Below are 21,033 nucleotides of genomic sequence, written 5' to 3'. Positions count from 1 at the left end.
TTTGGAGATAAGAAATGAAAAATAGTGAAACAAAAGAAGAATATGAAATAGAATATCAAAATGTCGATTATTATGGAGAATATAAATATTCTGATTTATTATCGAAATTATCGAATCTTGCAACTAAAAATGCGATAGAAATAGGTTTATGGAATGAAAGTTTTAATGGAAAATATGGTTGGGTTTTGGTTAAACAAACAGTAAAATTAAAAAGACCGCTTTTAATAGGAGAAAAACTCACTGTTTCTACCCGTGCTAAAGGAGAAAGAAAAATCCAATATTTTAGAACCTATGATTTAAAAGTCAATGATGAAGTCATTGGAGGTATTTATTCCATTTGGACATTAATAGATATTGAAAAAAGAAGAATTGTTAGACCACAAAAAGTAGGAATAAGTATTCCTGAATGTGAGGAATATCCAAGTTTTGTAGAAAAATATGAACCGCTTTTAGATATAGAAACTAAAAAAGTTCAAACAAGAAAGGTTAGCTATAGTGATATCGATTTAAACAAACATATGAACAATGCCCGTTACTTAGAGTGGGTCATGGATCTTCTACCTCAAGAAAAAAAGCAAGATTTCTTTATTGATGAAATGACAATGCATTATTTAAAGGAGATAGCACCTAAGAGTAGGGTGGATTTATATTATGGACAAGAAGATGATTGTTTTAAAATCGAATTTAAGATTGACGACCAGACACATTTTGTTATATCGGGAAGATTTAAAGAAAAGAAAGTATAATAGGATAAAGTATATCATAATGTAGTATATCGTAATATACTAAGAAAAGTGATTCTCATTTAAAACAAGAATCACTTTTCTTATCTATTAATACATTGTAGGAGTTGGAACTTCGTTTTTAGAAGTATCTTTTGCATCTGCGATACCTGCTTCGGTTGTAATGAACAATGAAGCAATACTGCAAGCATTTAATAAAGCACTACGAGTGACTTTGGTTGGATCAATGATTCCTTTTTCAAACATATCGACCCATTGCCCGTTTTTAGCATCAAAACCATAATTCTTTTGAGCGGTTTTTTGATTTTCAACAATATCTTCTGCATTATATCCAGCGTTTTCAGCAATTTGTTGAATTGGTGCAAATAATGCTTCCATCACAATGTGAATACCTTTTTGAACATCTACATTATCAGATCTTAATTGAGGTTTTACTTCTTTATAAGCTTCTACTAAAGCAGCGCCACCCCCAATAACAATACCTTCTTCAACAGCAGCTTTAGTAGCATTTAAAGCATCTTCAATACGTAATTTCTTTTCTTTTAATTCACTTTCAGTTGTTGCTCCAACTTTAATAGTCGCAACACCATTAGATAATTTACCTAAACGTTCTTTTAATTGTTTTTGATCATAAGAAGAAGTTGTTTTTGCTAATTGATTTTCAATGCTTTCAATACGTTGTTTTAAACTATCTGATTGATTATTACCAGAAATCATTGTTGTATGATCTTTTGTGACAATGATTTTTTTAACAGTTCCTAATTGATCCAATGTAACATCTTTTAATTCCATAGAAAGATCTTTATTAATAAAGGTACTACCTGTAAGAGCAGCAATATCTTCTAATGTAGCTTTTTGATTATCACCAAATCCAGGAGCTTTTGTTGCGACAACATTGAATGTACCTCTTAATTTATTTAAAACAAGGGTTGAAATAACTTCGTTTTCGAAATCATCAGCAATTAATAATAATGGTTTATTACTTTGAACGATTTGTTCAAGAACAGGAAGAATTTCTTGTAAGTTATTAATTTTATGGTTTGTGATAAAGATATAAGGGTTTTCCATTTCAACAGACATTTTATCTTGATTTGTGACCATGTATGGAGAAACATAACCTTTATCATATTGCATACCTTCATTGATTTCTAAGATATTATCAAAGCTATTAGATTCATCAACATTGATAATACCGTTTTTACCAACTTTATCCATGGCAGAAGCAATCAATTGACCAATTTCTTCATTACCTGCAGAAATAGTAGCTACTGAAGCGATATCTTGATTTGTTTCAATCTTATGAGAATTTTTCAATACCACATCAGCAACGGCTTTACCTGCTTTTTCAATACCTTCACGCATTAAAACAGGGTTTGCACCTTTATCAACAGCTTTTAATCCATTCACAATCATATTTCGAGCAAGAATAGTAGCCGTTGTTGTCCCGTCACCAGCTACATCATTGGTTTTATTAGCAACTTCATATACAAGCTTAGCTCCCATATTTTCAAATTTATCTTCAAGTTCTATTTCCTTGGCAATGCTTACACCATCATTTGTAATCAATGGCGAACCATAACCTTTATCTAAGACAACATTACGTCCTTTAGGACCTAACGTCACACTTACAGCATCCGCTAATACATTAACACCTTTTAACATCGATTGACGTGCATCGTTTGAAAATCTTACTTCTTTACTCATAAATATCAGCCTCCTTATTCAAATTTTGCAATAATATCTTTTTCATCAATAACAATATAATCTTGATTAGCAACAGTTACTTTTGTACCTGAATATTCTTTGTAAATAACACGATCATTTTCTTTTAATGATGAAGTACATTCATCACCAACAGCAATGACACTTGCAATCGAAGGAACTTCTTTCTTTTCTGTTGATAAAACAATTCCACTTGTTGTTTTATTTTCCTTTTCTTCTTTTTTTATTAATACAAATTTATGTAATGGTTTAATCATACTCTTCACTCCTTTAGCACTCACTATATCCTTGTGCTAATTTGTATTATAGTCGTTTATATTAACTGAATATGAATTTTTTAGCACTCTAGTAAATTAAGCGCTAAACATAGTTACAAAAAAAGTGCCTACTTTACCAAATAAAAAAGATATTTTAAAATGTTGGTGAAAGGAAGGATAAGAAATGATTAATATAGAAAATTGGAAAGAAAATTATACACATATTTCAAATGAAGTTATTGATAATGAAAAGGTTTTAAGGGTTATTAAAAGTGGAAAAATTAATGAATATGATGAAAATACGTACGCTAAATTAGTTGATTCATCATTTCATAATGGAATTATTGAAGTAAAGATGCTTAGTCGTTTATTAAAAGAGGCACCAGATTTTGCGAGAGGATTTATTGGTATTGCATATCGTATTCATGAATATGATACAAAATTTGAATCATTTTATGTAAGACCTACAAATGGTAGACAATGTGATGACCCGGTAAGGAAACAACATGGTTGTCAATATTTTTCTTATCCAACATATACATTTGCCTATTTTAGAGAACGCGGCATTACAAAATATGAAAATCAAGTAGACATTGACTTAAATGAATGGATCAGTTTAAAAGCGGTGATTGAAGATGAAAAAGCAATTTTCTATTTAAATGATGATCTTCAACCATCATTAGTGGTAGATCAAATGATTCATGATAAATCAATGAGAGGAAATATTGGTTTTTTTGTAGATATTGGAACAGAAGCTTTCTTTAAAGATTTAAAAATTACTTATTTTGATTAAAAGATAATTTCTAGAGGTCTAACAGCGTTAGATTTCTTTTTTATGGCTTTTATATTTTGTAATATTTAACATTTTAAATGGTAGAGATGTTAAAATTATATTCAATATCTTTTTTTGATGAGATTAGGAAAATTATTGCATTTTTAAATGTAGAAGATTTCCTTTTGACAAAATTTTAATTTGATATAATAAAGATAGAGGAAGGTGGAAATACCAATGAGAATGTATCTAATTATGAAAGATTTTATAAATTCAAATATATATCTCTCACTAGATTACTTTGTTCAAAAGTATGATGTTTCAAAAAGAACGATTCAAAATGACTTATCCTACTTAATGCGTATTTCTCCTCGAAAAGGTTTTACATTTCATAACAAAAGAGGTTCTGGATATCTCTTAGAAATAACAAATGAAGAATTGTTTAAAGATTTTATGGGAAGCTTAAATGAAGGTATTTATTTTCAGGTTAAAGAAAGACCAGCACAAATTTTAGCTTATCTTGCTGTTCAAACTGGATATATTTCTATGAATAATATTGCAGATACTTTTCAAGTATCTAAGACTGTTATAAAGCATGATATGAATGATGTTGAAAATCTAGCAAAGAGTTATCATTTTGAATTAGAAAGAAAAACACATTATGGTATTTTGTTACGTTATGAATTGACATCTTTTAAAAAGTACTTAGTTGAAGAATATTTAAATCAAAATGTTTTTATTCAAACGGCAGTAAATGATGTTATTGAAGAATTTAATGACATTGAACAAAAGTTAATTAGACAGTTGAATAAAGAAGGATTGAAAATCAACTATAATGAACTTTTAAATGTGATTGAGTATTTAAAAATTGTTATTTATATTGCACATAGACAAGATGAACAAAAAGAGGAATTTATTTTTGATAAAAATAATGAAATTCATCGAATTGTTGAATTCTTAGTTGGAATATTAGAAAAGAAATATGCTATAGGATTAAGTAAAAAAAGCATAGAAGAGATTTTAGAAGTTTTACAAAAAAATATAAAAAGAGAAATAGGTTCAATATCTTCTTTTACAAATTATTTAAAAGAAGACATTGAAGAATTTATAAAACAAATAGATGAAAAATATGATACGAAATTTCTTGAAGATGAAGACTTTAAGAAAATGTTGTTAACACATGTTTCATTATTAATAGATAGATTACATAATAAAATTTCATATCAAAATCCATTAGCCAATGAGCTAAATATTACATACCCAATGATGTTTAATATCGCTCTTCAATTTTGTAGCATGTTACATGAAAAATACAACGTTGAAGTGACATTTGATGAAATTGGTTTTGTAGCGATGCATTTTGCATCACATATGGAAAAGGAAAAACAAGGTAAATTGTTATCTTATAATCGTATTGGAATTGTTTGTTCATCAGGTGGTGGAAGTGCTTATATGATTAAGATACAAATTGAATCATTATTTCCTCAAGCAGAGGTACAAACATTTTCATTTTTACAACAAGATGAATTGAAAACATTTCAACCTGATTTAATTTTTACAATCATGCCTTTATCTCAAGAAATCAAGGCACCAATTATTTATATTAAAGCACTACTTGATGATAGAGATTTAGTTAAGATTAAACAAATTTTACAATGTGAAGAATATGATCCTTATACTTTGATTCAAGATAATCCTATGTATTATTCATTTTTTTCTAAAGATTTTTTTAAATTTATAGAAGCAGATAGTTATGAAAATATTATTCGGATGATGGGACAAGAATTAGAGGAAAAAGGTTATGGTAAAAAAGGCTATACTGATTTGATTTTTGAACGTGAATCGTATGTAAGTACTATTTATACAAATGGAGTTTGTATACCCCATCCACTTGAAACAGATGCACTTAAAAATATGATTTCTGTAGCTATTTTAAAGAAACCATTTGTACAAAATGGCAAAGAAATAAAAATAGTTTTTATGATTTGTTTAAAGAAAGATCAAGTCGAAATATATAAAGTAATAACTAAAAAGTTATATCGTTTAATGCAAAAGAGTAATTATGTTGAAATGTTAACGAAGGTTGATTCTTTTGAAGAAATGATGAGTTTAATGAAAGAAATAGGAGGTGGAAATAATGAATAGTGAATTGCTAAAAGAATTGAGTAATGCTGATAGTGTAGCATCAGTAGAAGATGAAGTAAGATCGATTCTCTATCGAGAATTAGCAAAATATAGTGATGAAGTTTTTAGTGATCGTTTAGGAAGCATTATTTTTCATAAAAAAGGGACTTCACCAAATCCTTTAAAAATCATGTTTTGTGCTCATATAGATGAAGTAGGTTTTATGGTAAGACATATTTCTGATATTGGTTTTGTATATTTAGTAGCTTTAGGTTCAGTTTTAAATAAAAGCAAAGAAATGCAAATGGTTAGAATTACGACGCAAGATGGTAAAAAAGTGGAAGGCTTATTAAATGTGACTAAAGATAGCAACGGTAACGTTAAAGAAATGTACGTTGATATTGGAGTTGATAGTGCAGATGAAGTAAAAGCTTTAGGAATTGATGTTGGTGACATGGTTTGTTTTGCTAGTGAAGCAAGACAGATTCAAGATAAAGTGATTGCTGGCAAGGCAATGGACGATCGAACAGGATGCTATGTCATGATAGAAGCGATGAAAAGAATTCATGGAGATGTTGAAAATGATATTTATTTTGTAGGAACAAGTAGTGAAGAAGTTGGTGTAAGAGGTGGTAAAACAGCGACGCATCTTATTGATCCTGATATTGTTTTTGCACTTGATGTTGCGAATAATCCAGAACTTGTTAAAAACTATACGAACCATCGTTTAATTGGTAAAGGACCAATGATTGTTCATTATGACAAAACTCTTTCACCAAATAAAAAACTGATTAAATACGTTAAAGAATTAGGCAATGAACATGGAATACCTTATCAAAGCGATATGTTCGGTGGAGGAGGAACAGATGCTGGAAATGCACACTTAGAAAAAGGTGGACGTTTGGCACTTGTTTTAGGAATACCACTTAGATATTGTCATGGATCTTATTCATTTGTTCATAGTGATGATTTAGAAAGTTTGACACAGTTAGTTAACTGCTTAATAGATCATTTGACATATCAAGATTATCAAAATTTTATTAATTTTATTGGAGGATAAACAAATGACAGAAACGGAACAAATTATTGTAGGATTAATTTCTTCAGCTGGACAAAGCAAATCTTTAGCTTTTGAAGCGTTGAAGAAAGTAAAAACAGGTGAATATGATGAAGCAAGAAAGATATTAGAACAAGCTAAAGAAGCTGATTTACAAGCTCACACTGTTCAAACAAAGCTTATTCAAGCCGAAATGTCAGGCTCTGGAAATAAGCCGGAAGTTGGGTTATTAATGGTTCATGCACAAGACCATTATATGACTTCTCAATTAGCAAGAGATCTAATTGAAGAACTAATAAATGTATTTGAAGCAAAGGAGGGTAAATAATGAGAATTGTATTATGCTGTGCAGGTGGACTTTCTACAACAATGCTTATGAATAGTATGAAAGATACAGTACATAACAGTGCAAAATTAAATGATGCTGATTTTGATTTTATCGCTATTCCAATTGATATTCTACAATCTGAAGCAGACAATTGTGATGTTTTAGTTTTAGGGCCACAAGTTGCACATAAATTAGATGCAGTAAAACCTATCATCGAACCTCGTAAGATTCCTTATGTTATTGTTGATCAAGAAACATATGGAAAAATGGATGGGGCAACTGTCATGAAACAAGCGTTAATTGCGCGTAGAAAAGCAGATTTAAAAAAATAATTTTATGGGGAGGAAAAAACGATGTACTCAAAATTTGAGAACTTTATGAAAAAGTATTTAGCACCGCTTGCTGATAAAATGGATAAAGAAGTTCATTTGAGCGCTGTTAAAAAAGCAATGGTTGCAATGACACCATTGTTAATTATCGGTAGTTTTTGTTTGATCCCAGAAGCAATTCCAAATATGATTGGAAAAAATCATGTAATTTCTCAATGGATCTTAACAAATTTGGATATTATCTATATTCCTTATAATGTAGGTATGGCTTTAATGTCAGTTTATGTTACTGTAATCATTGCATATCAATTAGCTAACTCTTATAAGTTAGATATTCCAGGATGTGTAACAATGGGATTAGTATCATTCTTAATGTTAGTTGTAGAATTCACAGAAGATGGTGGAATTTCTAAAACTTATTTAGGACCTAAAGGTTTATTCTGTGCAATGTTTGCAGGATTTATCGCTGTTGAATTATTCCGTTGGTGTAAAAAGAAAAACTTTACAATCAAGATGCCAGATACAGTACCTGATTTCGTATCTCGTTCTTTTGAAATGATTCCTATTTCAGTAATCATTATTGGGTTCTTCTTAATTGTACGTATTGTTTGTGTCAATGTATTAAATACAATGCCACCATTAATCTTTACAGCAATCTTTGCACCATTAGTAGGATCTATGGATAATCCAATTGCTTATACTTTCTTAAAAATGTTACAAGCTTTAATATTCTTCTTTGGTATTCATCCATCAGTATTAAGCCCAATTACAAGTCCAATTTCGACTCAATTCTTAGCAGAAAATATTGCTGCTGTTCAAGCTGGTCATGTAGCAACTCACTTCTATGCTCCTGGACCTGAATCAGCATTTGGTAACTTTACAGGTAGTGGTGTTACTATTGGTTGTGTATTCTGGTGCTTAATGAGTAAGAATAAAGCTTTAAAACAAGTTGGTAGATTATCATTTATTCCAGCATTATTTGGAATTAATGAACCAATTCTATTTGGTGCGCCAATCGTATTAAATCCAATGTTCTTTATTCCATTTGTTATTTGTGGTGGTATTATTGGTTCATTAGGTGGATGGGCGATGTATTTAGGTATTATGAAATGTTCAACCTTTACACCACCATATGTAGGTGTATTCCTAGAAGGATTCTTAACGAATATGGATCCTATGTCTATAGTTGTTAATGCAGTACAATTAATACTATCTATTTTAATATGGTATCCATTTGTTAAATCATATGAAAAGACTTATGGTAATAAAGAAGAAGAAACTAATGCTATCAGTGCAGAAGATGCAGCTATCTTAGACGATTTAGACTTAGACTTCTAATTAATAGGCAAGTTTCGACTTGCCTTTATTTGTAGGAGGATTAAAAATGGCAAAAAGAATAAATAAAATACAAGAATTTTTAGATGAAAAAGATATAGATGCTTTATTAATTAAAAGTAAAACAGTAAAAAAATGGATGAATACTATGACTGGTAGTGGTTGTCAAGTATTGATTACAAAAGAACATGGCTATTTAATTGTAGATGGGCGTTATATTACAGAAGCCAAAGAAAAAGAACATGATTTAGAAATTATATTACATAATCCACATTTAACGGGACGTAATTATTTAGGAACAGTAGAAGAAATATTAAAAAAAGAAAAATGTAAAACGCTAGGAGTAGAAGCGTATCAAGTATTAGTGAAGGAATATCAAGAAATAGAAAAATTAGGGATAGAAGTTCTTTTATTGGATCAAGAAATTGCTCATCTTCGTATTGTTAAAGAAGATGAAGAAATTGAAGCTATGAAAAAATCAATTGCAATTACTGATGAAATCTATCAAAAAGTAATTGAACACATTCATGTAGGGATGAGTGAATATGAAATTAGCGCTTTAGTGCAATATTATTCAATTGCATCTGGTGCACAACAAATGTCTTTTGATACAATAGTAGCAACAGGTGAAAGAACAGCTTTACCACATGGTCGTCCAACTTCAAGAAAAGTAAAAGCTCATGAACCTATTATGATTGATTTTGGTATTCAATATCAAAATTATCAATCAGATATGACACGTATGTGTTTTATTGGAGAACCTGATCCAAAAATCAAAGAAATCTATGATGTTGTTTTAAAGGCACAACTCGCTGGTCTTGGTGCTATTAAAGCAGGAGCTAAGGGAAAAGATGTTGATAAAGCAGCTAGAGATGTGATTGAGGCTGCAGGTTATGGTGAATATTTTAATCATGGTTTAGGACATGGATTAGGAATTGGTGAAGATGGTGAAGGACCAACTTTAAATTCAAAGAGTGAAACAGTTTTACAAGAACATATGATGATGTCTTGTGAACCAGGTGTTTATGTTCCTGGTGTTGGTGGTGTTCGTATTGAAGATGATGTTGCTATTATTGATGGTGTAGGTGTACCATTAAATAAAACAACAAAGGATTATATTATTTTGGAGGAAAAATAAATGAAGTATGATTTTAATGAGTTTCATAATCGTTTAGGTACTTATTGTACACAATGGGATTATATACAAGATCGTTTTAATAAAAAGGATTTAATACCATTTTCAATATCTGATACAGATTTTATTATTCCTAAACCTATTACTGAAAAAATATTTGAGGTGGCACATCATCAAATTTATGGATATACAAGATGGAATCATCATGATTTTAAATCATCTATTACAGGATATTTTGAAAGAAGACATCATACACATATTGAAGAAGATTGGATCTTATATAGTCCTACTGTGATGTATTCAGTTTCCTTATTGATTCGTTTATTAAGTCAACCTCATGATAAAGTATTAACATTTGAACCTATGTATGATTCATTTTATACAGTTATCCAAGATAATGATAGACAATTAGTTGCTCATCGTTTAATATCAAAAGATGGGACATTTGAAATAGATTTCGATCTTTTTGAAAAACAAGTACAAGAATGTCAATTATTATTGCTTTGTTCTCCACATAATCCAACAGGAAGAATTTGGACAAAAGAAGAAATGGATCAAATAATAAAGATATGTAAAAAATATCAAGTAAAAATTATTTCTGATGAAATTCATATGGATATTCAATTAAGAGATAGAAAACATATCCCTTTATTATCTTATATTCATGAATATGATGAACTTTATACAGCAGCCTCATCTAGTAAAACATTTAATACACCAGGATTAATTGGTTCATATTTAATGATACCAAATGAAGAAGTTAGAGAAAAATTCTTGATGCACACAAGAAGAAAAGATTTCTTAAATTCTGTAAGTATTTTTGGTATGTATGCGACAATGATAGGTTATACACAATGCGATGATTATATTGATCAACTTAATGATTATATTAAAGAAAATATGAAAATTGTAGAAGAATTTATAAAAGAAGAGTTGCCTGATTTTAAATTTAAAACACCAGATGGAACTTATTTAGCTTGGATTGATGCAAGAGATGTTCCATATACTGCTGAAGAAATACAAGATGCTTTAGTGAATGTTGGTGGAATTGGGATTATGAAAGGTGAAATTTATGGTGGCCCAAAATATTTAAGAATGAATATAGGGTGTCCACAATCTAAATTAAAAGAAGGATTGCGAAGATTTAAAATAGCAATGGATGCATTATATTCAAAATAGGAGGTATTTATTATGCATTATTTATTAATTAAAATTCAATTACTGTGGGCTAAACATACAAAATGGCTAGATAGAAATCCTGTAAAAGTTCCAGTAAGTAAACGTGTTATAGCTTATGCTATTGATTGGGCAGTTGGCGGTATTATTAGTGGTTTTCCTGCTGTTTTATTCTATGGGGGAGTTACTGGTAGATCAGATATGTTTAGTGATCTTTATGTTTTTCCTAGCTTAGGTTTTCCAACGTATTGGTCCTATCTTGCAGGTATATTATGTATTGTTGTGGCTTTTGTTTATTATATTTATATTCCTTATAAGAAATATCCAGGACAAACACTCGCAAAACATTGGTTAAAAATAAAGATTGTAAATAATGATGATTATAGTGATGTGAGTTTAAAAACTTTGATTATTAGACAAGGGGTTGGATTATTCTTATTAGAAGGTTCGGCTATTGTTGTTACTAATTATTTAAGACAAATGCTTACACTAGCAACAGGTTTCTATTTTGACTATTATTTAAAAATGATTGGTATGGTTATTACAATGATTTCAGGAGTTTTTGTTCTAGGATCAGCTTCTCAAAGAAGTATCCATGATTATCTTGCTAAGACAAGAGTTGTGGGTGAAGATGAAAAACCAGCAAAAAGAAAAGAAAAAAAGAATAAAAAAATAAAAAGAAAAAATAATGCATAATAGTAAAATATAAAGAACAATGTCTTATCATTACATTGTTCTTTTTTATTTAAAGATTTTTTCCATATCTAAGGGAAGGGGACATTCAATTGTCATTAATTGATTACTTAAAGGATGAATAAATTTTAAACAATAAGCATGTAAAGCCATTCTTTTAATCATAGAAGAAGTTTTTCCATAAAGAGTATCTCCTATAATAGGATGATGTAAATGATTCAAATGAACTCTTATTTGATGTTTTCGACCAGTTTCAATTTGACATTTTATAAGTGTATAATTTCCTTTTGTTTTAATTTCTTTAAAATGTGTTAAAGCATCTTTACCTGTTTTAGAAATACACATTTTATTTTTACTATGACGGTCTTGACCGATAGGTAAATCAATAGTCATTTCTCTTTTAGGTAAATGTCCTTGAATGATGGCAAGATAGGTTTTCTTGATTTCTTTAGAAGCAATTAAAGCATCAAAGTAAGGTTGTAAAAGTGCACATTTACAAAACATCACAAGACCGGTCGTATCTCTATCTAAACGATGAAGATAACGAATCGGTAAATCTTGATAGCTTTGTTGGTAATAATAACTCACATAATTACAAAGAGTATTTTTTTTACTTTTATCATCAGGATGAATAATGAGGTTACTTGGTTTATTGACGACACAAAGCAAGTCATCTTCATAGATGATTTCTAAGGAACTTTCTTCTTCGATAAAATCTCTGCCTTGTTCATAGGCTTTAATTGAAAGAATATCTTTATCTTTTAAAATGGTTTGATAATCAACATAAGTATTATTTAAAGTATAGTCTTTATTTTGACGAAGTAAGTGAATTGTTTTTTTAGAAAGATGCAGATAATGAAAGAATTCAAGAAGTGTCATTCCTTGAATTCTTTCATCAATTTCTATTACTAAGTGATTCTTTTCTTTATGATAATGCATACACTGTTACTTTGATATCAATTGTGATATCTAAACCTTGTAAAGTATCTAAAACGCCACGTTTTTCTTTTTTAATATGATAATAGTGTGGTGTCATCATTAAAAGATTTAAAGCATCTTCACGATTAGAAATATGAACTTTTTCTTTAAAGTCATAACTTTTCACTTGATTAAAATCTAAACGAATATACTTATCACTCTTTACTTTGATTTCATCATAAATCAATTCTTTAATTTCAATTAAATGTTGATTATTAGCAGTAACATGAACAATATAACCATCTTCTTTTAATGCTCTTTTTAATTCATCTTGATTTACTACTGTAAATAAAGCACAGATAAAATCTAAACTGTGATCTAAGATAGGAATATTTTTAGAATTTCCTACAAGCCAAGTAACATCTTTGCGATAACGGGTTGCCATATCGATCGCAATTTTAGAAATATCTAAACCATAAACATCACTGTTTTCAAAATGTTTCTTTAAACCTTGAGTGTAATATCCTTCTCCACATCCTAAATCTAAAATACTTAAATCATCTTGATGTTTGAATTCATCAATACACGTAATCACTTGATTTAAGATAGGATCATAATAACCTTTATTTAAGTATGCTTTTCTTGCGACAAGAGATTCTTTACTGTCTCCTGGATTATTGGTAGCTTTATCAGGATTTAATAATAAATTGATATATCCTCTTTTAGAAATGTCATAACAATGATTGTTTTCACATTTAAGTGTTTTGTTTTCTAAATGAAGTTGTTGATGACATTTGGGACAAGCTAATAATTTCATAGTATCACCTCGAATGTATTATAACAAAAGACAATCTAAAAATTAACTGAATTTAAGATGAAATTGTGTTACTATTAAGGGCAAGGGAGGGATGCTTGATGTTTTTTAGAAAGAAACAAAAAGTAGACTTAGATGCTAAGTTTAAAGAAGTGTATCGTGAAGTAAATAAAATTACGGCTGATGCTGGAAATGAATTAGATGTGACAATCAAATATTCACAATTGAAATTAGCTTGTCGTAAGTATGATGAATTGATTGATTTGATTCATCAAGGAGCCAATTTTGAAGAAAAACATTTTCTTTCTTTAAAAGAAAGTGTAGAGGAAGAAACAAAGAGAGTAGAAGGTTTATTAGATGAAGATTAAAGCATATAAGAAGGATTTTGATTATACGTATACTTTAGGAGTTTTTGAAACGATTGAGTTATTAAAAAATCGACCTGATCTTGTTTTAAGAGTATATATAAAAAGTAATTCTTATAAGAATAAAGGTATTCCTATCATTGATGAAATTTGTAGAGAAAAACATATTGAATTAATTGAAAGTGATAATACAATTCAAAAATTATCTAAAAAAGATAATTGTTTTGCGATTGCTATCATTAAAAAATATGAAATGACTTTACAAGAAGGAAATCATGTTGTTTTAGTAAATCCTGGGGATATGGGGAATATGGGAACAATTATGAGAACAATGTTAGGATTCAATTATTATAATTTAGCGATTATTAGACCAGGTGTCGATGTTTTTGATCCTCGTGTTTTAAGAGCTTCAATGGGAGCAATGTTTCATTTAAATATTGAGTATTTTGATAGTTTTGAAGATTATTTAAAAAGATTTCCAAGTCATGATATTTATACCTTGATGTTAAAAGGGGCAACGAATATTCATAAGGTTGAATCCCCAAAAGGGTATCATTCTCTTGTTTTTGGTAATGAAAGTAGTGGCTTACCGGATGGGTATTTAGATTATGGAAAATCTATTTTTATTCCTCATAGTCATTATATAGATTCATTGAATCTTTCTATGGCTTTAGGAATGACTTTAATGCATTTTTCAAAAGATGAATTTAAAGATAAAGAAGTGTTATAGGAGAGAAAAGTATGTTTGATTTTGATGAAGTTGTAGATAGAAAAGGAACAAATTGTGCTAAATGGGATACGATTGAAGCAAATAATAAACCTAAAGATGTGTTACCTATGTGGGTTGCGGATATGGATTTTAAATCGCCAAAGGAAATTGAAAATGCTTTAGTTAAAAGAATAAGACAAGGTGTTTATGGTTATTCATTTGCGCCAGATGAATATTTTGATGCGGTTATTTCTTGGATGAAAAGAAGACATGACTTTGATATCAAGAAAGAATGGATTGTACCAACACCAGGTGTGGTAACAGCAATTAAATTATGTGTGAATGCTTATACAAAGGAAAATGATGCCATCATTATTAATAAACCTGTTTATTATCCGTTTGATTTTTCAATTGAATTAAATCATCGTAGAATTATTGAAAATGAAATGGTTTATAAAGAGAATTCTTATGAAATGGATTATGTAGCTTTTGAAAAAGCAATTGTAGAAAATGATGTTAGAATGTTTATTTTATGTAATCCATATAATCCAATTGGAAAAGTATGGAAAGAAGATGAATTAAAACAAATTGGTGAAATTTGTAAGAAACATCATGTTTTAGTCATTGTTGATGAAATTCATGAAGATTTTGTTTATGGGGATCATATACATATTCCTTTCTATAATGTAGATGAAAGTTATAAAGAATTCTCTGTTGTTTTAACGGCACCATCAAAAACATTTAACTTAGCAGGACTACAAACATCTAATATTATTATTGCGGATGAAAAATTAAGAAAAGCTTATCAAGAAACAATGAATCGTTATGGGGTTAATGAACCAAACTTCTTAGGTATTATTGCTTGTATGACAGCCTATAATGAATGTGAATTATGGGTAGATGAAATGTTGGAATATGTTTATGATAACTTTACTTATTTCGATGAATTCTTAAAAGAAAATTTACCTCATATTCATTTAGTTAAACCTGAAGGTTTATATTTAGGATGGGTTGATTTTAGAGAATGTGGTTTAAATAAAGATGAATTAGAAAAAACAATGTTAGAAAAAGCCGGTTTATGGTTAGATGAAGGATATATCTTTGGAACGGGTGGAGAAGGTTTTGAAAGGTTTAATCTTGCAATTCCTCGTAGTGTTTTAGAAGATGCATGTCAAAGATTGTTAAAAGCTTTTGGAAAATAAGGTTTTTATGATAAAAACTATGGAAATTCTAAATAAAAGATAGTATTATATAACCGAAAAAAAGAAAAGGAGATTTGTTATGGGATTAGTATCAGCAACAGAAATGTTAAAGAAAGCTAAAGAAGGACATTATGCAGTAGGTCAATTCAATATCAACAACTTAGAATGGACTAAATCAGTATTATTAACTGCAGAAGAATTAAAAGCACCAGTAATCTTAGGTGTTTCAGAAGGTGCTGCTAAATATATGACTGGATATACAACAGTTGCAGCAATGGTTAAAGCAATGGTAGAAGCATTAAATATCACTGTACCAGTAGCTTTACACTTAGATCATGGTTCATACGAAGGAGCTAAAGCTGCTTTAGATGCAGGTTTCTCTTCAATCATGTTTGATGGTTCTCATTATGGAATCGAAGAAAACATTGAAAAAACAAAAGAAATCGTTGAATTATGTCATTCAAAAGGTGTTTCAGTAGAAGCAGAAGTTGGATCAATCGGTGGAGAAGAAGATGGTGTCATCGGTAAAGGTGAAGTAGCAGATCCAAAAGAATGTAGATCAATCGCAGACTTAGGAGTAGATTTCTTAGCTGCAGGTATCGGAAATATCCATGGTAAATACCCAGCAAACTGGGAAGGTTTAGACTTTGATGCATTAGATGCAATCCAAGCTGAAACTGGAAAATTACCATTAGTATTACATGGTGGTTCAGGAATTCCTGATGAAATGATCAAAAAAGCAATCACTTTAGGAGTATCTAAAGTAAATGTAAACACTGAATGTCAATTATATTTCCAAGAAGCTACACGTAAATACATTGAAGCTGGAAAAGATTTAGAAGGAAAAGGATATGATCCTCGTAAATTATTAGCACCAGGTGCAGAAGCTATTAAACAATGTGTTAAAGATAGAATGGAAGTATTCGGTTGCATCGGTAAAGCTTAATCAATTAAAAAAGCCTTCGGGCTTTTTTTGTTTATGTGAAATCTCTTTATTAAGTTGTTTTTTTAATGAATTTATAATATAGTATTAGGGAGTATAGATAGAAGAAAAGGGGTAAAGTCATGAGTGAAATTATTGCTATTGAAGGCGGACATAAATTAAATGGTACAGTAGAAATCTCGGGTGCAAAAAATGCCACTGTAGCACTTATTCCGGCAATTATTTTAGCGGATAGTCCTGTAACAATTTATGGTGTACCAGAAATTAGTGATGTCGATGCTTTAGCAGTTTTATTAGAAGAACTTAATTGTACAGTATTAAGAAGTCATGATAGTTTAATTGTTGATCCCTCTCGTATGGAAAATGTTCCATTAGTATCTGATGCTGTGGATAAATTAAGAGCATCTTATTATTTAATGGGAGCATTACTTGGAAAATGCAAAAAAGTTGTGATGAAAGCACCAGGTGGTTGCTTTTTAGGACCTCGTCCGATAGATTTACATATTAAAGGATTTGAAGCGTTAGGAGCAAAGGTTGAATTTGTTGATGGTGCGCATGTGATTACAGCAGATCGTTTAGTAGGTGCAAAAATATATTTAGATTTTGCTTCGGTTGGAGCAACAATCAATATCTTATTAGCGGCAGTAAAAGCTGAAGGTAAAACAGTTATTGAAAATGCAGCAAAAGAACCAGAAATCATTGATGTTGTAAACTTACTTACAAAAATGGGAGCTAAAATTAGAGGTGCTGGTACTGATACAATTACGATTGAAGGAGTAGAACATCTTAAAGGATGTACTCATGAAATCATTCCTGATCGTATCGAAGCAGGTACATTCTTAATTATGGCTGCAGCAGCAGGAGAAAGAGTTATTATTCAAAATATCATTCCTCAACATTTGGAATCTCTTATTTCTAAGTTAAAAGAAATGGGCGTTAAAATGGAAAATGTTGGTGATAGTATTATTGTTTATGGTGATAACAAAAACTTTAATGCGGTAGATGTAAGAACACAAGTATATCCTGGTTTTGCGACAGATTTACAACAGCCATTAACGGCGCTTCTTACACAGGCAAACGGACAATCACAAGTAATAGAAACAATTTATCCAGAGAGATTTAGACATTGTGAACAACTTAATAAAATGGGCGCAAATATTGAATTAGATGAATCAATGTGTTTTATTAATGGAAAAACACCATTAAAAGGGGCAAAAGTAGAAGCTACAGATTTAAGATGTGGAGCTGCTTTATTAATTGCCGGATTAATTGCGGATGGTATTACTGAAATCAGTAATGTTTATCATATTGATCGTGGTTATGCAAATATTGATCAAAAATTAATTACTTTAGGTGCGGTTATTAGACGAATTAAAGTTGATGATTAAAATTATAAAAAGGGCTTGAAAACGACATAATTTAATGTTAATATATCATAGCAACTTACTTTGTAGTGAGAAATCTACAAGGCGGAAGGAGAAATAACAATGAAAAAAGGAATTCATCCAAATTACAAAAAAGTAAAAGTAGTTTGTACATCATGTGGAGCAGAATTTGAAAGTGGTTCAGTATTAGATGAAGTACGTGTTGATACTTGTTCTAACTGTCATCCATTCTATACTGGAAAACAAAGATTTGCTAGTGCTGATGGACGTGTTGAAAAATTCAATAAAAAATACGGACTTAAATAAGAAAATGAGTACTTGGTACTCATTTTTGTTTTGGAGGGAAAATGGAATATCATATCTTAGCAAGTGGTTCTAAGGGAAATAGCATCTTTATTTATGATCAAGGCAATGGACTTTTAATTGATTGTGGCATCAGTAAAAGACAGCTTTACACAAAACTTAATCAACTAGGATTTCATGAAAATGATATCCATTATGTTTTATTAACGCATGATCATGTCGACCATAATAAAAATATCGGTATCTTTGATCAAAGTATTGTCTATTGTGGAAAAGGATGTATCCCAGGCATAGATGAAAGCCACGAAATAGAAAATTATCAAGACATACAATTAGATCATTATATTATTACTCCTTTACCTTTATCGCATGATGCAACTTCACCACTAGGTTTTGTGATTAAAGGAAAACATGAAACAATTCTATATATGACAGATACAGGTTATGTTTCTCAAAAGAATATGAGGTATATGAAAAATTTAGATTATTATATTTTTGAAAGCAATCATGATATTGAATTATTAATGAGTACAAGAAGACCTTTATTCTTAAAAAATCGTATTTTAGGAGATAAAGGCCATCTTAATAATGAATATAGTGCTCATATTATGGCGCAAGTTATTGGAGAAAGAACAAAAGAAATTTGTTTAGCTCACTTATCTGAAGAAGCAAATACAAAAGAAACAGCATTAAATACATATCAAAGAGTTTTTGATGAAGAACATATTTATTTTGATGAAATCAAAGTGGCAGATCAAAAAGAAATTGTTTCTGGAGGACATTATGAAAATTAGAATCTTAACAATTGGTAAGCTCAAAGAAAAATATCTTGTTAATGGAATTAATGAATACATCAAAAGATTAAATGCTTACTGTAAAGTAGAAATGGTAGAAGTTGGTGATGAACCAATTCCTGATAATGCAAGTGAAAATGTTGAAAATATCATCAAAGATAAAGAAGCAGATAAAATTATCGCTAAAATCAAAGATGATGAATATGTTATTGTTTTAGATTTACATGGAAAAGAAATAGATAGTGTGGCTTTTTCTAAACATATTGAAGAATGTATGATTAGAGGAAAGAGTACGATTACTTTTGTTATTGGGGGTTCTTTAGGTTTAGGAAAGTCTTTATTACAAAGAGCAAATTATCGTTTATGCTTTTCTAAAATGACTTTTCCGCATCAATTAATGAAACTTATCTTAGTTGAACAAATCTATCGTGCATTCAAAATTATGAACAATCAAACGTACCATAAGTAGTCTAGGTTTTTTTACAAATACTTATTGAAGATAAGAATATAATGAATAAAGCTCAGTGGATTCATAGTGAATTAGATAGGCTTTTATGGTTGGAAAATAGTTTATGTTGTAGGTATAATCTTTATAGAATTGAAAAGGGATGAGGTTAAAAATGTTAATAAGTGATAAGTTAAAGTCTTTTGATTTTACGTATGCAGAAAAAGAAATAGTAAAGTATTTTTTGAATCAAAAGGAAGAAATTGCAAGACAATCAACACGTGAAATATCAAAGAGATTGTATTGTTCACCATCATCAATAATACGACTTTGTCAAAAATTAGGATTTACTGGATTTGAAGAATTTAAAGAAATGTATGTCGAAGAACTTCACTATTTAAATTCGAATTTTTCAGATATAAATCCCAGTATACCTTTTATGACAGAAGATAACATACAAACAATATCAAATAAAATGTGTTCATTGTACCATGAAATAATTGATGATACACATTCACTATTGGATCACGATATGTTAAGAAAAGCATTGAATTTATTAAAAAACAATAAAAATATTTATATTATTTCTTCTGGATCGCAAAATGATCTTGCTTTAACTTTTAGAGATAAAATGGCTAGAATAGGAAAACATGTAAATGTATATCAAAGTATTGATGAACCATATTATGAGGCTTGTTATTTAAATAAAGGAGATGCCTGTTTTATTTTAATTAGCTATACAGGCGAAACACAAAATTGTATAAGAATGGCAAATAAATTAAATGAAAGAAATATCGATTTTATTACTATTACATCATTTGGAACGAATACTTTATCTTCTTTATCACGTTGTGTTCTACATGTTTCTACAAGAGAAAAAATTAGAAACAATTTGGGAACTTTTTCTATGAATTTATCAACACTTTATTTATTGGATTTATTTTATAGTATGTATTTTAGCTTAAATTATAAAGAAAATAAAAAGAAAAAAATTAAGATTGCTGATGAATATGAAAATTTTACATCATCACTTATAAGAGATACAAACAATGATTTAATCAAATAGGGAACAGTGTTCTCTATTTTTGTTTGAATTATGTTTGTTTTGTTGGAACAGTGTAACTATAAAATTCCTCTTTATTGATTTAAGAAAAGTATAAAACTAGAATAGTTTTGTAAAAATAAGGAGGATATAAAAATGAGTAAAAAACCTGTAAAAATTGTAACAATTGGTGGAGGAAGTAGTTATACACCAGAATTAATGGAAGGATTTATTAAAAGATATGATGAACTTCCAATCAAAGAAATTTGGCTTGTCGATATTGAAGATGGGAAAGAAAAATTAGAAATCGTTGGTAAAATGGCACAACGTATGTGGGATGCTTCTCCTTATGATGTTAAAGTTCATTTAACATTAGATCGTAGAGAAGCATTAAAGGATGCTGATTTCGTTACAACTCAATTTAGAGTTGGTTTATTAAATG

At 29.5% G+C, this 21,033-nt stretch carries 24 protein-coding genes; 20 read left to right on the top strand and 4 right to left on the bottom strand.

The window, feature by feature from the left end:
- Positions 1 to 14 precede the first annotated feature (14 nt).
- Positions 15 to 746 carry an acyl-[acyl-carrier-protein] thioesterase gene (locus C7U55_RS11840; protein ID WP_106988739.1) on the top strand — a complete coding sequence of 244 codons (732 nt, stop codon included), beginning with the start codon at positions 15 to 17 and terminating at the stop codon, positions 744 to 746.
- An 87-nt stretch (positions 747 to 833) separates the two neighbouring features.
- On the opposite strand, the gene groL is transcribed toward C7U55_RS11840, so the two are convergent.
- Both groL and C7U55_RS11830 read right to left on the bottom strand, forming a co-directional pair.
- Complete coding sequence (gene groL, locus C7U55_RS11835) at positions 834 to 2,447, bottom strand: chaperonin GroEL (RefSeq protein ID WP_106988738.1); 1,614 nt, start codon at positions 2,445 to 2,447, stop codon at positions 834 to 836.
- A 14-nt stretch (positions 2,448 to 2,461) separates the two neighbouring features.
- Positions 2,462 to 2,722: a GroES family chaperonin gene (locus C7U55_RS11830; protein WP_106988737.1), complete on the bottom strand. Its 261-nt coding sequence runs from the start codon at positions 2,720 to 2,722 to the stop codon at positions 2,462 to 2,464.
- Between the two features lie 184 nt (positions 2,723 to 2,906).
- Here C7U55_RS11830 and C7U55_RS11825 point away from each other — a divergent pair, with 184 nt between their 5' ends.
- The 9 genes from C7U55_RS11825 (at position 2,907) to C7U55_RS11785 (ending at position 11,674) form a co-directional block, all read left to right on the top strand.
- A complete protein-coding gene (locus C7U55_RS11825; protein ID WP_106988736.1) occupies positions 2,907 to 3,515 on the top strand; it encodes a hypothetical protein in 609 nt (202 codons plus the stop codon).
- A gap of 216 nt (positions 3,516 to 3,731) precedes the next feature.
- A complete protein-coding gene (locus C7U55_RS11820) occupies positions 3,732 to 5,639 on the top strand; it encodes a BglG family transcription antiterminator (protein ID WP_106988735.1) in 1,908 nt (635 codons plus the stop codon).
- Positions 5,632 to 6,678: an aminopeptidase gene (ypdE, locus tag C7U55_RS11815; RefSeq protein ID WP_106988734.1), complete on the top strand. Its 1,047-nt coding sequence runs from the start codon at positions 5,632 to 5,634 to the stop codon at positions 6,676 to 6,678. Before C7U55_RS11820 ends, ypdE begins: the two co-directional genes overlap by 8 nt.
- A gap of 4 nt (positions 6,679 to 6,682) precedes the next feature.
- Complete coding sequence (locus C7U55_RS11810; RefSeq protein ID WP_022002599.1) at positions 6,683 to 7,003, top strand: PTS lactose/cellobiose transporter subunit IIA; 321 nt, start codon at positions 6,683 to 6,685, stop codon at positions 7,001 to 7,003.
- The gene (locus C7U55_RS11805) at positions 7,003 to 7,335 is read left to right on the top strand and encodes a PTS sugar transporter subunit IIB (protein WP_022002600.1); all 333 of its coding nucleotides are present in this window, start codon (positions 7,003 to 7,005) and stop codon (positions 7,333 to 7,335) included. Before C7U55_RS11810 ends, C7U55_RS11805 begins: the two co-directional genes overlap by 1 nt.
- Before the next feature lie 21 nt (positions 7,336 to 7,356).
- Positions 7,357 to 8,670 (top strand): PTS sugar transporter subunit IIC, encoded by a 1,314-nt coding sequence (locus C7U55_RS11800; protein WP_106988733.1) that lies wholly within the window; start codon positions 7,357 to 7,359, stop codon positions 8,668 to 8,670.
- 46 nt (positions 8,671 to 8,716) lie between these two features.
- A complete protein-coding gene (locus tag C7U55_RS11795) occupies positions 8,717 to 9,805 on the top strand; it encodes a M24 family metallopeptidase (RefSeq protein WP_106988732.1) in 1,089 nt (362 codons plus the stop codon).
- Entirely contained in the window at positions 9,806 to 10,981 is a 1,176-nt protein-coding gene (locus tag C7U55_RS11790; RefSeq protein WP_106988731.1) for a MalY/PatB family protein, read from the top strand. It abuts the gene before it with no gap.
- A 12-nt stretch (positions 10,982 to 10,993) separates the two neighbouring features.
- Entirely contained in the window at positions 10,994 to 11,674 is a 681-nt protein-coding gene (locus C7U55_RS11785) for an RDD family protein (protein ID WP_239985202.1), read from the top strand.
- A 45-nt stretch (positions 11,675 to 11,719) separates the two neighbouring features.
- Here the strand turns inward: C7U55_RS11785 and C7U55_RS11780 are convergent, their stop codons facing one another.
- Positions 11,720 to 12,610: an RluA family pseudouridine synthase gene (locus tag C7U55_RS11780; RefSeq protein WP_106988730.1), complete on the bottom strand. Its 891-nt coding sequence runs from the start codon at positions 12,608 to 12,610 to the stop codon at positions 11,720 to 11,722.
- Entirely contained in the window at positions 12,597 to 13,406 is an 810-nt protein-coding gene (locus C7U55_RS11775; protein WP_106988729.1) for a methyltransferase domain-containing protein, read from the bottom strand. Before C7U55_RS11775 ends, C7U55_RS11780 begins: the two co-directional genes overlap by 14 nt.
- 98 nt (positions 13,407 to 13,504) lie before the next feature.
- Here C7U55_RS11775 and C7U55_RS11770 point away from each other — a divergent pair, with 98 nt between their 5' ends.
- The 10 genes from C7U55_RS11770 to C7U55_RS11725 form a co-directional block, all read left to right on the top strand.
- Positions 13,505 to 13,771 carry a hypothetical protein gene (locus C7U55_RS11770; RefSeq protein ID WP_106988728.1) on the top strand — a complete coding sequence of 89 codons (267 nt, stop codon included), beginning with the start codon at positions 13,505 to 13,507 and terminating at the stop codon, positions 13,769 to 13,771.
- On the top strand, positions 13,761 to 14,498 hold the full coding sequence (locus C7U55_RS11765; RefSeq protein ID WP_106988727.1) for a TrmH family RNA methyltransferase: 738 nt from the start codon (positions 13,761 to 13,763) through the stop codon (positions 14,496 to 14,498). The genes C7U55_RS11770 and C7U55_RS11765 overlap by 11 nt, the downstream gene beginning before the upstream one ends.
- 11 nt (positions 14,499 to 14,509) lie before the next feature.
- Positions 14,510 to 15,679, top strand: coding sequence for a MalY/PatB family protein (locus C7U55_RS11760; protein ID WP_106988726.1), 1,170 nt, complete (start codon positions 14,510 to 14,512; stop codon positions 15,677 to 15,679).
- A gap of 79 nt (positions 15,680 to 15,758) precedes the next feature.
- Positions 15,759 to 16,625 (top strand): class II fructose-1,6-bisphosphate aldolase, encoded by an 867-nt coding sequence (gene fba, locus C7U55_RS11755; protein ID WP_022000828.1) that lies wholly within the window; start codon positions 15,759 to 15,761, stop codon positions 16,623 to 16,625.
- A gap of 119 nt (positions 16,626 to 16,744) precedes the next feature.
- Positions 16,745 to 18,010, top strand: a complete 1,266-nt coding sequence (locus C7U55_RS11750; RefSeq protein ID WP_048924976.1) for a UDP-N-acetylglucosamine 1-carboxyvinyltransferase — start codon at positions 16,745 to 16,747, stop codon at positions 18,008 to 18,010.
- 99 nt (positions 18,011 to 18,109) lie between these two features.
- Complete coding sequence (gene rpmE / locus C7U55_RS11745) at positions 18,110 to 18,313, top strand: 50S ribosomal protein L31 (RefSeq protein WP_022000826.1); 204 nt, start codon at positions 18,110 to 18,112, stop codon at positions 18,311 to 18,313.
- 41 nt (positions 18,314 to 18,354) lie between these two features.
- Positions 18,355 to 19,104 (top strand): MBL fold metallo-hydrolase, encoded by a 750-nt coding sequence (locus tag C7U55_RS11740; protein ID WP_106988725.1) that lies wholly within the window; start codon positions 18,355 to 18,357, stop codon positions 19,102 to 19,104.
- Positions 19,094 to 19,573, top strand: a complete 480-nt coding sequence (gene rlmH, locus C7U55_RS11735) for a 23S rRNA (pseudouridine(1915)-N(3))-methyltransferase RlmH (RefSeq protein ID WP_106988724.1) — start codon at positions 19,094 to 19,096, stop codon at positions 19,571 to 19,573. Before C7U55_RS11740 ends, rlmH begins: the two co-directional genes overlap by 11 nt.
- A gap of 151 nt (positions 19,574 to 19,724) precedes the next feature.
- Positions 19,725 to 20,615, top strand: coding sequence for a MurR/RpiR family transcriptional regulator (locus tag C7U55_RS11730; RefSeq protein WP_162297452.1), 891 nt, complete (start codon positions 19,725 to 19,727; stop codon positions 20,613 to 20,615).
- A 132-nt stretch (positions 20,616 to 20,747) separates the two neighbouring features.
- On the top strand, positions 20,748 to 21,033 hold a 286-nt coding region (locus C7U55_RS11725), incomplete at its 3' end, for a Rossmann-fold NAD(P)-binding domain-containing protein (protein WP_455550093.1).

Source organism: Faecalibacillus faecis, from assembly GCF_003024675.1.
In the GTDB taxonomy this organism is placed as follows: Bacteria; Bacillota_I; Bacilli_A; order Erysipelotrichales; family Coprobacillaceae; genus Faecalibacillus; species Faecalibacillus faecis.
The sequence above is the reverse complement of the archived record's forward strand: the minus strand, read 5'-3'. Positions and strand labels throughout refer to the sequence as shown.